Here is a 12,527-nt window from a genome sequence, read left to right as displayed (position 1 = left end):
AGCGCGTCGCCTCCCCTCCTCGCCGGCACTCCGGCGCCCTCCCGCTGACGGCGTCCCGGCACCCGGCCGTCTCCCCTTCGGCGCGACCCGGCACGAGCCGAGCGCGCGGACTTCTCCCCACCTCGAAAAAAGGAGCAATCAGTGACCGACTACTTCGGATACCGCGGCAAGGTCTGCGTCGTCACCGGCGCGGCATCCGGCATGGGCCGCGCCCTCTCGGAGATCCTCGTCGACCTCGGAGCGGAGGTCCACGGGCTCGACCGCGTGTCCTCGCCGGTGGCCGGGCTCGCGTCCTCCCTGATCGCCGACCTGGGCGACAAGTCGTCCATCGATGCGGCCTTCACGCAGCTGCCGGGGAGCATCCACTCGTTCTTCGGCGTGGCCGGCGTCTCCGGAGTGAGCACCACGGCCCTCGAGACGATCACCATCAACTTCATCGCGAACAAGTACATCGCCGACTCCTACCTCGTCGACCGGGTCTCCGCGGGCGGATCGCTCACGTACGTCACCTCGAACGGCGGACTGCGCTGGGACACTCCCGCCGTCCGCGAGGAGACCGCCCCCCTCATCCACGGCGCGACGTGGGACGACCTGGTGGGCCGCGTGAACGCTCTCGAGGCGGAGCTGGGCGAGGTCCCCGGGTCTCTCGGCTACATCCTCTCCAAGCGGATGCTGAACTTGTGGGTCGCCGAGGAGGTCCAGCGCTGGGCCGACCTGCGCAAGATCCGGATCAACGCACTGCTGCCCGCGATGACCGTCTCGGGGATGCTCCCGGAGTTCGCGGCGATGAAGGGCGGCCAGGCGGCCGTCGAGGCGGACCTCGGACCCGGCGGCCGCCTCGCCGAATCGGTCGACATGGGTCGCGCCCTCGCCTTCCTCGGCAGCGATCTCGCGAGCTACGTCTCCGGGGCGCACCTCTCGGTCGACTTCGGCATGAACGCGCAGATGCTCACCGGAGCATCCCCCGACCGCACCACGTGGACCCTGCACGGCGTGCTCGCCGGCCGCGCCGCGTGACCGCCCCCACGACGAACGACCACGGAGGACGACCATGACCGATCTGCTCATCGAGCGGGGCGTGCCGAGCACGCTGCGCCACACCGACCGTCTCTACATCAACGGCGAGTGGGTCGCCCCTCGCGGCACCCGCGGATTCGACGTCGTCGACGCGAGCACCGAGGAGACCTTCCTCCACGTCGCCGAGGCCGGGCCCGCCGAGATGGACGCCGCGATCGCGGCAGCTCGACACGCCTTCGACCACTCCCCCTGGCCCACGCTGGAGCCTGCGGAGCGGGCCGTCTACCTGCGCCGGCTGGCCGAGGGCCTCCGGGCGCGCTCGGACGAGCTCGGGACGTTCTGGACGCGCGAGGCCGGCGCGACCTATTCGATGACCCGCTTCGCCGTGCAGCGCGTGCCGGCCGGCTTCGACTACTTCGCCGACCTGGCCGAGAGCTACCCGTTCGTGACGCCCGCCAAGCCGGAGTTCTCCCCCTTCGGCGTGGTCGCCAAGGAGCCGGTGGGTGTCGTCGCCGCCATCGTGCCGTGGAACACGGCTCTCTCGCTCGCCGCCCACAAGGTGGCACCGGCGCTCCTGGCCGGCTGCACCATCGTCCTGAAAGCCCCTCCGGAGGCGCCCGGCGAGCTCTACGTGCTCGCTGAGATCGCCGAGGAGATCGGTCTGCCGCCGGGGGTGCTGAACCTGGTCACGGCCGATCGGGAGGTGTCCGAGCAGCTGGTGCGCGATCCGCGCATCGACAAGGTCTCCTTCACCGGCTCGAGCGTCGTCGGCAAGAGGATCGCCTCGATCCTCGGCGAGCGCGTCGGGCGGTACACGCTCGAGCTCGGCGGGAAGTCGGCCGCTCTGGTGCTCGACGACTGGGACATGGAGGCAGCCGCCCAGACGCTCGCGGCGGCCGAGTGCTCCATCACGGGGCAGGTGTGCTCCTCTCTCACGCGCGTCATCGTCAGCCGAGCACGGCACGACGAGTTCGCCGAGGCCCTCGGGGCGGCGTTCGGCGCGAAGCTCGTCGGCGATCCGTTCGACCCCGCGTCGAGCATCGGTCCGCTCGCGATGCAGCGCCAGCAGGAGCGGGTGCTCGGCTACGTGCAGAAGGGCATCGACGAGGGAGCGACGCTGGTGACGGGTGGCCGGCGTCCGGAGCACCTCGATCGCGGCTGGTACGTCGAGCCGACCGTGTTCTCGAACGTCGACAACCGGTCGACGATCGCTCAGGAGGAGATCTTCGGCCCGGTGATCTCGGTGATCCCGGCCGACGACGTCGATCAGGCGATCGACATGGCCAACGACACCGTCTACGGGCTGAACTCGGCCGTCTTCACCCACGATGTCGACGCCGCCTACCGGATCGCCCGACGCCTGCGCACCGGGACCGTGGGCCACAACGGGTTCAAGGCCGACGCCCAGATGGGCCTCGGCGGCTTCAAGCAGTCGGGGATCGGCCGCGAGGGCGGGATCCAGGGGATCCTCCCCTACCTCGAGTCCAAGTCGATCATCCTCGACGACGTCCCCGAGTCCTTCCGCTGACAGGGCCGCTCCGGTCCGGCGAGCGAGCCGGACCGGAGCGGCCTTGACAAACCGGACTGGCCTTGACAGACCTCTCCGCGCGGACGATCCTAAGTCGTACCGCTCAACGGGACACCCGTTCCGTCCAACGAACCTTCCACCGGTGTCACCGCGAGCACAGCCGCTCGCTCACCGCCGTGGACGCTGCAGAAAGGGAAGCGGATGACCTCCTCCGACACGGACCTCGCCGACGTGGACTTCTTCACCGACGAAGCGGTCGCCGCGCGCGCCGAGCCGTACTTCGACCACATGCTCGCGGAACACCCGGTCTACCGGGACCCGCGCTACGGCGTGGTCATCGTCACCGGCTACGAGGACGCACTGCAGGTCTACCTGCAGCCAGACGTCTACTCCTCGATCAATCGGACGGGAGGCCCGGTCGTCGACCTGCCCTTCTCCGTGAGGTCGGACGACATCTCCGAGCTGCTCGAGAAGAACCGCGGCTTCTTCGGCGCCAACGACCAGATCGTGACCTTCGACCCGCCGGTGCACACCGCGCACCGCACCGTCTTGATGGGCCTCATCACGCCGAAGCGCCTGAAGGAGAACGAGGCCTTCCTGAAGAGGACCGCGGACACCATCCTCGACCGCCTCTTGCCTGCCGGACGGTTCGACTTCATCTGGGACTACGCGAAGGGGTACACGATCCTCGCGGTGGCGGACCTGCTCGGAGTCCCGGTCGAGGACCACCCGATGCTGATCGACGTGCTCGCCTCCAGCCCCGCTCCGGTCCTCGGGAACCTCGAGCTGCAGGCCGCGACCCACAACACGATCGAGAAGCTGTACGACTACTTCATCGCGAAGATCGAGGAGCGCCGTGCCCATCCGCGCACCGACGTGCTGACCGGGCTGGCGCTCGCGACGTTCCCCGACGGCAGCCTCCCCGAGCCGATCGAGGTCGCCCGCATCGCGGCGAACCTGTTCTCGGCAGGGCAGGAGACGACCGTGCAGCTGCTGGGCATCACGCTGCAGCGCATCGCCGAGGACGCGGAGCTCCAGGAGCGCCTGCGACAGGACTTCACTCTGATCCCCAAGTTCATCGAGGAGACGCTGCGCATCGAGCCGCCGATCAAGGGCTCCTTCCGGCTGGTGAAGAAGCCGACCACGCTCGGCGGACTCGAGCTCTCCCCCGGCACCAACGTGATGCTGCTGCACGGTGCCGCCGGCCGTGATCCCCGCGTCTTCGAGGACCCGGGCACCTTCATCGCGGAGCGGCCAAACGCCCGTCAGCATCTGGCCTTCGGTCGCGGGATCCACACCTGCCCTGGCGCTCCCCTCGCGCGAGCGGAGGCGGTCTTCTCGATCCAGCGCCTGCTCCAGCGCACCAGCAGCATCCGGGTGAGCGAGGAGCACCACGGCACGCCGGAGGACCGCCACTGGAACCTCATCCGCAGCTACAAGTTCCGCGGCCACACCGAGCTCCACCTCGAGGTCACGGAGGCGGAGTGATGAGCGAGCACCTCATGATCGACCGCGACCGCTGCATGGGCTCCGGGCAGTGCACGTTCTACGCCCCGCAGACCTTCGATCTCGACGACGACAGCATCGCGATCGTCACCGACGAGCACGGTGATCCGCAGGACGAGATCGCCATGGCCATCACCGTGTGCCCGACCCGCGCGATCGCGTGGGCGGAACGTCGAGAGGACGAGAAGTGACCACCGCCACTCCCACGACCACCGCTAACGCGGCCACCGCCGGCATCGAGGCCGCCGTCTCCGAGGCGGTCGCCGACCTCGAGACGGACTCGCTGCTGGGCGACTTCCCGGACGGGCCGCGCCTCGTCGGGACCGCCTGCACGCAGTGCGGGCTCGTCATGATCGGCTCCCGGGTCGTCTGCAGCACGTGCGTCGGCCGCGACCTCTCCCGGGTCGCGCTGCCGACCACGGGCGAGCTGTACACCTACACCCGGCTCCACGTCGGCGCCGAGGGCATCCGGCCGATGGGCTACGTGGACCTCGGCACCGTCCGCACCCTCGCCGACCTCCACGAGGCGGACATCCCGCTCGAACCCGGGATGACCGTCGAGCTCGGCGTCGACGGCGACTCCTGGTTCTTCACGCCCGCGCTCCCGACACGACAGGACACTCCATGACCGACGACGTCTTCGTCATCTCCGCCGCGATGATCCCGTTCGGCAAGCACCGCAGCTCCTCCTACGTCGGCCTCGCTGTGTCGCCGCTCATCGACGCCCTGCGCACCGCCGGAGTCGAGAAAGCCGACGTCGACGCCGTCTTCGTCGGCCACTCCTACGGGGGGATGATGACCGGTCAGCGCATCTGCAAGGAGATCGGTCTCGGCACCGTGCCGACGGTGAACGTCGACAACGCGTGCTCGAGTGGTGCGACGGCTCTGCACCAGGCGTACACGGCCATCGCGCAGGGCCAGATCGACGTCGCCGTGGTCATCGGCGTCGAGAAGCTGACGCAGTTCGGCGGCGGGGCACTGCCTCTCTCCCCCGAGGACCGCGAGGTCAAGCAGGGCATCATCATGCCCGCCGTCTACGCGATGCGGGCGACGCGGTACCTGTACGAGACCGATGCGACGGCCGAGGATCTGGCGCTCGTCAGCGTGAAGGCCCGTCGGCACGGCGCGCTGAACCCGTTCGCGCAGTTCCGCAAGGAGGTCACGGTCGAGGAGGTGCTGGCGGCGCGACCCGTCGCCGATCCGCTGACACTGCTGATGTGCTGCCCCACCGGAGACGGCGCGGCGGTCGTCGTCCTCGCGTCCGAGCGGGCCCGCTCGAGGGCCGGCGTCAGCGGCGGCGCCCGCATCGCCGCCTCCGTCCTGCACTCCGGTCACGTGGCGGAGGGGTTCCGCGACATGACGAAGCCGGATATCTCCTACACGTCCGCCCGTGACGCCTATGCGATGGCGGGGATCGAGCCGAAGGACCTCGACGTGATCGAGCTGCACGACGCGTTCTCGATCGCCGAGCTCGTCTACTACGAGGCGTTCGGCCTCGCCGAGCACGGACACGGCGTCGATCTGATCCGCGACGGACGGACCACCTTCGGCGGCGACGTCGTGGTGAACCCCTCCGGCGGGCTGCTCTCGAAGGGCCACCCGGTCGGAGCGAGTGGAGTGGCGCAGGTCGCCGAGGTGTTCTGGCAGCTGTCAGGGCAGGCCGGGGCCCGGCAGGTCGAGGACGCGCGCTGGGCGATGACCCACGTGACGGGCGGCGGCACCGCGGGCCTCGATCACGGGGCGTGCACCATCCACGTCTTCGAGGCGGCATGAGCACCGGGCTCCCGCTCCCCCTCGAGGGGCTGCGGGTCATCGATCTCACCACGTTCCTCTCCGGCCCGTCCGCCACGCAGCTGCTCGGCGATCTCGGTGCCGATGTCGTCAAGGTCGAGTCGCTCTCCGGCGACTCCAGCCGCGCGATCGCCGGGCCCAAACTCGACGGCGAGAGCGCCTACTACCTCGCCAACAACCGCAACAAGCGCAGCATCGCCCTCGACCTCAAGGACCCTCGCGGTCTGGCGATCGTCGAGCGCCTGATCGCGGACGCGGACGTGGTGATCGAGAACTTCCGGCCGGGAGTCACGAAGCGGCTGGGCCTCGATCCCCTGGTGGTCGCCGATCGGCACCCCTCGCTGATCTGGGCCTCGATCAGCGGCTTCGGTCAGGAGAGCGCGATGCGCGACCGGCCGGCCTACGACATGGTCGTGCAGGCGCTGAGCGGCGTGATGAGCCTCACGGGTCACCGCGGCTCCCCGGCGGCACGGCTGGGCATCCCGGCCGGTGATGTGGTCGCCGGGCTCTACGCCGTCATAGGAGTGCTCGCCGCTCTGAGCGCTCGCGCCGAGTCCGGCCGAGGCAGAGTGGTCGACGTCTCGATGCTGCGCGGCCAGCTCGCAATGCTCTCCTACCAGGCGCTGTACACCTCGATCAACGGGGTCGCTCCGGAGCCGCAGGGGGCCGCCCACGACTCCATCGCCACCTACCGGTCGTTCAGAGCCGGCGACGGGAGGGAGTTCGTGGTCACCGCGAACACGCCGCGGATGTGGGAGGACTTCTGCCGTGTCCTCGATCTGGACGCGCTCGTGACCGACGAGCGGTTCGTCGACGCGGCCGGCCGCCTGCGCAATCGCGAGGCCCTGTGGAGGATCCTCGAGGGCCGGGTCGCCGAGCGCAGCGCCGCGGAGTGGGTGCAGCTGCTGACGCAGGCCTCCGTCCCGGTCGCGCCGGTGAAGAACGTGCTCGAGGCGCTCGAGGACGCGCGCGCCGCCGGCGACGGCTCCCTGCTCTCGATCCGCCGGGACGGGATCGAGTTCGAGAACGTGGCGACGCCGATCCGCTTCGTCGACACGGTCGAGAGGACGGCGGAGTATCCGCCCGAGCTCGGCGAGCACACGACGCAGCTGCTGGCGGTCGAACTCGGACTGTCGGAGGACGAGATCGCTGCACTGGTCGCCGATGGCGTGGTCGGCGCGGTCGCGGCCGCGATGCCGACCACCGCCTGAGGCCTCGCTCGGCACTGCGTCACGCGCACGAGGAAGGCCCCGGAGGATTCCTCCGGGGCCTTCCTCGTCGGCGCCTCCTGCCGGGCTACACGCTCTGCCGGAGGCCGGCCACGATGTCCTCCGCGGCGGTCCCGGAGGCGATCCCCCGCCGGACCTGGTTGAGGACGCGGACCCAGTTCACCGTCACGGCGCCGAGGGCGACTCCTGCGGCGTCCGCGTGGATCACCGCGACGCGGCCGTCCGTGGCGAGGTCGCCGACGACGGAGGACGAACCGTCCGGGTCGCGCCAGCCGATCGAGTGCACCTTCCAGTCGTACTGGTCGGACCAGACGTAGTCGTTGGACGTGTACGGCCCGGTCGCGACGCCGGTGATGGCGGAGGCGACGTAGCGGGCCTGATCGCTGGCATTCGTCCAGTGCTCGGCCCGGTGGTCGCTGCCGCGGCCGCTGTGCGGCCACTGGGCGACGTCGCCGATCGCGTAGACGTCCTCCGCGCCGAAAGCGCGCAGTCCGTCGTCGGTCCGGACGCCGTTCTCCAGCGAGAGACCGGATCCGGCCAGCCATCCGGTCGACGGCACGGATCCGATACCCACGACGGCGGTCGACGCCCGCAGTTCGCTGCCGTCCGCCAGCACCACCCTCAGGTCGCCCTGCTCGCCCTCGATCGCGGACACCCCGACCCCGAAGCGCGTCGCGGCTCCGTGCCGCTCGTGCAGGTCGACCAGCTCTCGAGCGATCTCGGGACCGACCAGGCGGGCCATCGGCTCGGGTACCGGGTCGACCACGGTCACGGGGCAGCCCGCTCGGATCGCGGCCGCCGCGATCTCGGTCCCGATGAAGCCGCCGCCGACCACGACGATCGGCTCCTTCCGGGCGAGCGCCGCCCCGATCGCCCGCGCGTCGGCGAGCGTGCGCAGCTGGAGGACGCCTGATGCGGGCCGCCACGGAGACGGTCGCGCAGAAGCGCCCGTCGCGATCACGAGGACGTCGTAGCCGATCTCGGTGGAGTCGGACAGCGTGACGGTGCGCGTCGACGGATCGAGTCCGGTCGCGGCGACCCCGAGGCGCAGGTCCAGGTCGAGCTCGGCGAGCTCGTCCTCCGTCAGCAGCCGGTTCGCGGCGACGGCCTCGTCCGACCAGTCCGAGCGGAGCAGATCCTTCGAGAGCGGCGGCCGGTCGTAGGGCAGCTCGTCCTCGGCGCCGAGGAGGGTGATCCTCCCCGGGAATCCGAGTGCGCGCAGACCCTGCGCTGTTCGCGTCCCGGCGAGGGACGCCCCGACGATCACGACATGACGGGAGGAATCGGGAACAGCCATGGATGATCTCCTCGATCGATCAGCACGCGAGCACCTGTGCTCGCCGGGCGTGCAGCGGAGGAGAACCGGCTGTTCTCTTGAAGAGAACAAGTAGTCCTTACAACGCAACGACTTCATTCTCGCTGCGGTGCGGCGGAGTGTCAATCGGAGACGCGGTCCCCGAACTCCGCTGAGCGGCGGAGGATCCCGGTCCTCGGGTCCCGCGACCCCGACATGTAGCCGCTGAGGCGATCGGCGATCTCCCGGACGAGCGAGGTCAGCGAGGCCTCGTGCGCATCCTTGAAGCGAGCATCCGGAAGAGTGAGCCCCGTCGATCCGGCGACGGAGCCGAGCGGCCCGAAGACAGGAGCAGCGATGGCGATGGCTCCCTCGATCCGCTCGCCGTGCGTGATCGAGTACCCGTCCGCGCGGATCCGCTCGAGCCTCTCGCGCAGCCGGACGGGATCGGTGATCGTCCGGCCGGTCGTCGCTGCCAGCGGCCGGGAGAGGACCTCCTCCCGGACCTCCTCGGGAAGGAAGGCGAGGATGGCGAGGCCGCTCGCTCCGGCGTGCAGCGGCAGCCACTCGTGCTGCGGCAGCGCGTAGCGCAGCGGATGAGGGGACTCCACCGTGAAGGTGAACATCATCTCCTGTCGAGGTTCGCCGTAGACGCCGAAGAAGGAGGACTCGCCGGACTGCTCGGTCAGCTCCCGCAGGGTGTCGATGGCAACCTCGTGCATCGGGAACCGGTCGGCCGCGGTCCACGCCAGCCGGAGGAACTCGAGTCCGAGCCGGTAGGAGCCGTTCGCGGTCCGACTCGCGAGGCCGAGCGATTCGAGGTCGGTGACGAGGCGATGGACGGTGCTCGGGCTGACACCGAGTCGTCCCGCGAGCTCGCGGACGCCGTGCGTCTCCTGATCGGTGTCCACCATGAGGGCGAGCAGTCCGATTCCCCGCGCGAGAGGGTGTCGACGACGCCCCTCGGGCGACGGCTGTGCCGGTTCCGTGGACTCGCTCATGAGACTGACTCCGCTCGGTGACTTGACTCTCCCGATGGCGACGGCCATCCTGGGTCACGCAATGGAACAACTGTTCCGTTGAGCACAACGTTAGTGCACGACCCGAGGAGACCGCCCTTCGGTGGCCGGTTCCGCCGGATCCTGCGCTCACCTCGCAGTGGAAGGAGCGCCCGCCATGCCTGACGCGCAGTATAGAGGCGACGAGGAGCAGTCCCCCGAGACCCGGACGCACGAAGCGGTCACCTCGAGTGGGAGCGGAGGCGGCACTCCCCGCTTCCCGCCGCGCCCTGTCGACGACTGGACCGATGAGGTCGACCAGGCGTTCGCGCCCCTGTTCGGCGGCCGGCCGTCCAGCCCCGGCAGCCGACCGCAGGCGAACATCCTCGGGATCTACGCCTGGCACCCCGACTTCATCCGGGGTTGGCTGCCGTTCTCGAACCACCTGCGCTCCTCGACGCTGAGCGATCGCGTCCGCGAGATCGCGATCATCCGGACGGTCTGGCTGGCCCGCGGCGAGTACGAATGGGCTCAGCACGTCCGCTCCGCTCGGGCAGCCGGTCATCTCAGCGACGCCGAGCTCGACGCCCTCACCGTGGGTCCGGACGATCCGCGCTGGGTCACCGGTGACGCCGCCCTCGTCCGCGCCGTCGACGAGATGATCGTCGACCGCGCCGTGAGCGACGACACCTGGGCTGCGCTGGCCGACGTGCTGGACCGCCGGCAGCTGATCGACTTCACCTTCACCGTGTCCACCTACGACATGCACAGCCTCGCGTTCCGCGTGCTCGATCTGCGCCTCGACCCGGGACTGGACGGCTTCCCCTCCGGCGAGCAGACTCCGTGACCGAGACGGCCCCCGCGGTCGAGGCCCTCTCGTGGGCGGTGCGCGACTCCTTCGTGCACTACGTCACCATGCTGTCGCACGGAACCGCCGAGACCAGCGGAGGCGCTCAGCGCGACGGGGCCGGTCGGTTCGTGTTCCCGGTGGACCGACTCGACCAGGACGGTGACGACTGGCGGATCGCCTTCCGCGGTGCCGTGCGGTTCCAGGCCCACCACGGGTTCCTCGATGTGCAGCTCCACGATCCGCACCTCGTCGTCGGCCCCTCGGGCGGCGTCCTCCTCGCTCGGACCGCGGCCGACTCGCGGGATCTGGTGCCACTGGTCGTCACCCCCGGCGTCCCGCCGGTCTACGACGAGGGTGTGCTGCACTGGTCGGGACTGCCCTCCCAGCTCACGGGATCGGCCGTCGGTCTCTTCGGCGAGACCTACGAGGCCGGCACACCCTTCGCGCCGATCGAGATCAGCGTGAGGCTACCCTCGTAGCCATGCCCTCCACAGCGCCTCGCGGCGGGGCGGGGCGCCCCGAGCGCCGACCCGCCCCCGAACGCGGGAACGTCCGCGGCGCCGCGACCCGTCAGCTGATCCTCGACGCGGCCGAACGGCTGTTCGCGGAGCGGGGCATCACCGCGGTCCCGCTGCGCGACATCGGAGTCGCTGCCGGACAGCGCAACCACGCCGCCGTCCAGTACCACTTCGGCGATCGCGACGAGCTCGTCAAGGCGATCATGGAGTCCCGCGGCGCCGAGAGCGAGACGCAGCGCACCCGGGTCGTCGCCTCGCTCGCCGCGGGCGGCCGGACACCGGAGATCACCGATGTCGTGTCGGCGTTCGTCCGGCCGCTGGCCCTCCACATCCGTCCCGAGAACCACTACCTCGCGTTCCTCTCCCTCCTCATCACGGAGGCGGGAGGCTACGAGGGGCTCGGCGGCGCCGACATCCACGCCGGAGCCTCGGTGCTCACTCTGGGAGCGCTCCTCGAGCAGCTCCTCCCCGAGCTGCCCGCCGAGCTGCTCGCCGAACGCTGGGAACTCGCGATGACGAGCTCGGTGCACGCTCTCGCCCGCTACCAGTCGGCACTGCAGCGGCGCGGTCGGATGCGCGCCGGCATCGACGAGCTCCTCGAGGACCTCGTCGCCTTCCTGTCCGCCGGTATCGTCGCGCCCGCCCGGCGCTGACGGGTCGCACCTCGCGGCGACGCCCGCCCGCGCGCGAGCGGAAGACGCCTCAGGCGCTCAGGTGCGACATGAACCGGCCGGCCCAGTCCATCAGGTCGGTGGGGGCGTAGTAGCCGTCGGGGTCGTTGATCTCGGCCCAGTGCTGCGCGACGTCCTCGACGGTGGGCGCGCCGTCACCGTCGGCGAGCCACCCCGGAGTGACTCCGAGGAACCAGCGCGCGAAACGGCGGCCTCCTGCGACGAGGATCTCGCCGTTGACGGGGCAGCTCTCGTGGGCGAGGAGTGCGACCATCGGCGACACCAGCGCGGTGTCCATCGCCTGCCGCTGCGCCTCGCCCGCCGGGGAAGCGGTGACGATGTTCGGCTTGCCCGTCGTCTCGCTCGGCCGCGTGACCGCGTTGGGTGCGATGCAGTTGACCAGGATGCCCTTGGGCGCCGCCGCGACGGCCAGACTCCGAGTGAAGCCGATCAGGGCACCCTTCGCGGTCGCGTAGGCGAGGTTGTCGGGCAGACCGAACATGCCCGTCGAGGCCGTCGTGATCACCCGGCCGTAGCCCTGCTCCTCGAAGTACGGCCAGGCGGCCCGAGTGGTGTGCCAGGTGCCGCGCAGGTGGACGTCGAGCGTGCGCTCGAGGTTGTCGGCGTCCGCCTCCGGGAAGGACGCCCAGCGCGAGATGCCCGCGTTGTTCACCACGATGTCGATGCGCCCGAACTCCTTCACGGCGGTGTCGACGATCGCGCGGCATCCCTCCTCCGAGCCCACGTCGTGGGTGTCGGCCGCGGCCGAGCCGCCGGCTGCGCGGATCTCCTCGACCACCTCGTGCGCCGGACCGCTGTCACTGCCGACACCCTCCTTGGAGCCCCCGAGGTCGTTGACGACGACGTGAGCGCCCCTCTGGGCGAGGAGCAGTGCGTGGGCCCGTCCGAGCCCTCGTCCGGCGCCGGTGATCACGGCCACCCGTCCGTCGAATCGCAGATCGGTCGGTGCGTTCATCATTCTCCTTCGAATCGATGCCGGCTGATTGCGGAAGCCCCAGCAGGTGGGCTCGCCGATAATTCGCAATCAGTGCTCAGTAGTGAGCAGGTTACCCGCACAGCGCGCAGGAAAGAACGTTGACCTTTTTGAGCATGAGTGCTTATTCT

Annotated in this window: 13 protein-coding genes; 10 read left to right on the top strand and 3 right to left on the bottom strand. The window is 70.2% G+C overall.

Annotated elements, in window-relative coordinates; genetic code table 11:
* Window positions 1-141 precede the first annotated feature (141 nt).
* The 7 genes from HRK28_RS20775 to HRK28_RS08915 all read left to right on the top strand — a co-directional run bounded on the left by HRK28_RS20775 (window position 142) and on the right by HRK28_RS08915 (window position 7,053).
* Window positions 142-1,017 carry an SDR family oxidoreductase gene (locus HRK28_RS20775; protein WP_173251164.1) on the top strand — a complete coding sequence of 292 codons (876 nt, stop codon included), beginning with the start codon at window positions 142-144 and terminating at the stop codon, window positions 1,015-1,017.
* A 34-nt stretch (window positions 1,018-1,051) separates the two neighbouring features.
* The gene (locus HRK28_RS08940; RefSeq protein WP_173251163.1) at window positions 1,052-2,545 is read left to right on the top strand and encodes an aldehyde dehydrogenase; all 1,494 of its coding nucleotides are present in this window, start codon (window positions 1,052-1,054) and stop codon (window positions 2,543-2,545) included.
* Window positions 2,546-2,746: 201 nt separating this feature from the next.
* The gene (locus tag HRK28_RS08935) at window positions 2,747-4,033 is read left to right on the top strand and encodes a cytochrome P450 (protein WP_173251162.1); all 1,287 of its coding nucleotides are present in this window, start codon (window positions 2,747-2,749) and stop codon (window positions 4,031-4,033) included.
* Complete coding sequence (locus HRK28_RS08930; protein WP_173251161.1) at window positions 4,033-4,242, top strand: ferredoxin; 210 nt, start codon at window positions 4,033-4,035, stop codon at window positions 4,240-4,242. Before HRK28_RS08935 ends, HRK28_RS08930 begins: the two co-directional genes overlap by 1 nt.
* Entirely contained in the window at window positions 4,239-4,679 is a 441-nt protein-coding gene (locus HRK28_RS08925; protein ID WP_173251160.1) for a Zn-ribbon domain-containing OB-fold protein, read from the top strand. Before HRK28_RS08930 ends, HRK28_RS08925 begins: the two co-directional genes overlap by 4 nt.
* Complete coding sequence (locus HRK28_RS08920; RefSeq protein ID WP_173251159.1) at window positions 4,676-5,824, top strand: thiolase family protein; 1,149 nt, start codon at window positions 4,676-4,678, stop codon at window positions 5,822-5,824. The genes HRK28_RS08925 and HRK28_RS08920 overlap by 4 nt, the downstream gene beginning before the upstream one ends.
* Window positions 5,821-7,053, top strand: coding sequence for a CaiB/BaiF CoA-transferase family protein (locus HRK28_RS08915; protein ID WP_173251158.1), 1,233 nt, complete (start codon window positions 5,821-5,823; stop codon window positions 7,051-7,053). The genes HRK28_RS08920 and HRK28_RS08915 overlap by 4 nt, the downstream gene beginning before the upstream one ends.
* Before the next feature lie 85 nt (window positions 7,054-7,138).
* Here the strand turns inward: HRK28_RS08915 and HRK28_RS08910 are convergent, their stop codons facing one another.
* Together HRK28_RS08910 and HRK28_RS19750 are read right to left on the bottom strand one after the other, a co-directional pair.
* A complete protein-coding gene (locus HRK28_RS08910; protein WP_173251157.1) occupies window positions 7,139-8,368 on the bottom strand; it encodes an NAD(P)/FAD-dependent oxidoreductase in 1,230 nt (409 codons plus the stop codon).
* 140 nt (window positions 8,369-8,508) lie between these two features.
* A complete protein-coding gene (locus HRK28_RS19750) occupies window positions 8,509-9,366 on the bottom strand; it encodes an IclR family transcriptional regulator (RefSeq protein WP_302051493.1) in 858 nt (285 codons plus the stop codon).
* 175 nt (window positions 9,367-9,541) lie between these two features.
* Between HRK28_RS19750 and HRK28_RS08900 the strand changes: the two genes are divergently transcribed.
* The 3 genes from HRK28_RS08900 to HRK28_RS08890 are packed head-to-tail and all read left to right on the top strand — an operon-like array spanning window position 9,542 to window position 11,384.
* Window positions 9,542-10,210: a carboxymuconolactone decarboxylase family protein gene (locus HRK28_RS08900; RefSeq protein ID WP_173251156.1), complete on the top strand. Its 669-nt coding sequence runs from the start codon at window positions 9,542-9,544 to the stop codon at window positions 10,208-10,210.
* Window positions 10,207-10,692 carry an HtaA domain-containing protein gene (locus tag HRK28_RS08895; RefSeq protein ID WP_173251155.1) on the top strand — a complete coding sequence of 162 codons (486 nt, stop codon included), beginning with the start codon at window positions 10,207-10,209 and terminating at the stop codon, window positions 10,690-10,692. Before HRK28_RS08900 ends, HRK28_RS08895 begins: the two co-directional genes overlap by 4 nt.
* Before the next feature lie 2 nt (window positions 10,693-10,694).
* Window positions 10,695-11,384 carry a TetR/AcrR family transcriptional regulator gene (locus HRK28_RS08890; RefSeq protein ID WP_173251154.1) on the top strand — a complete coding sequence of 230 codons (690 nt, stop codon included), beginning with the start codon at window positions 10,695-10,697 and terminating at the stop codon, window positions 11,382-11,384.
* A gap of 49 nt (window positions 11,385-11,433) precedes the next feature.
* Here the strand turns inward: HRK28_RS08890 and HRK28_RS08885 are convergent, their stop codons facing one another.
* Window positions 11,434-12,378, bottom strand: coding sequence for an SDR family NAD(P)-dependent oxidoreductase (locus HRK28_RS08885; RefSeq protein ID WP_173251153.1), 945 nt, complete (start codon window positions 12,376-12,378; stop codon window positions 11,434-11,436).
* Between the last annotated feature and the right edge of the window lie 149 nt (window positions 12,379-12,527).

This window comes from Rathayibacter sp. VKM Ac-2835, assembly GCF_013266705.1.
In the GTDB taxonomy this organism is placed as follows: Bacteria; Actinomycetota; Actinomycetes; order Actinomycetales; family Microbacteriaceae; genus Rathayibacter.
The sequence above is the reverse complement of the archived record's forward strand: the minus strand, read 5'-3'. Positions and strand labels throughout refer to the sequence as shown.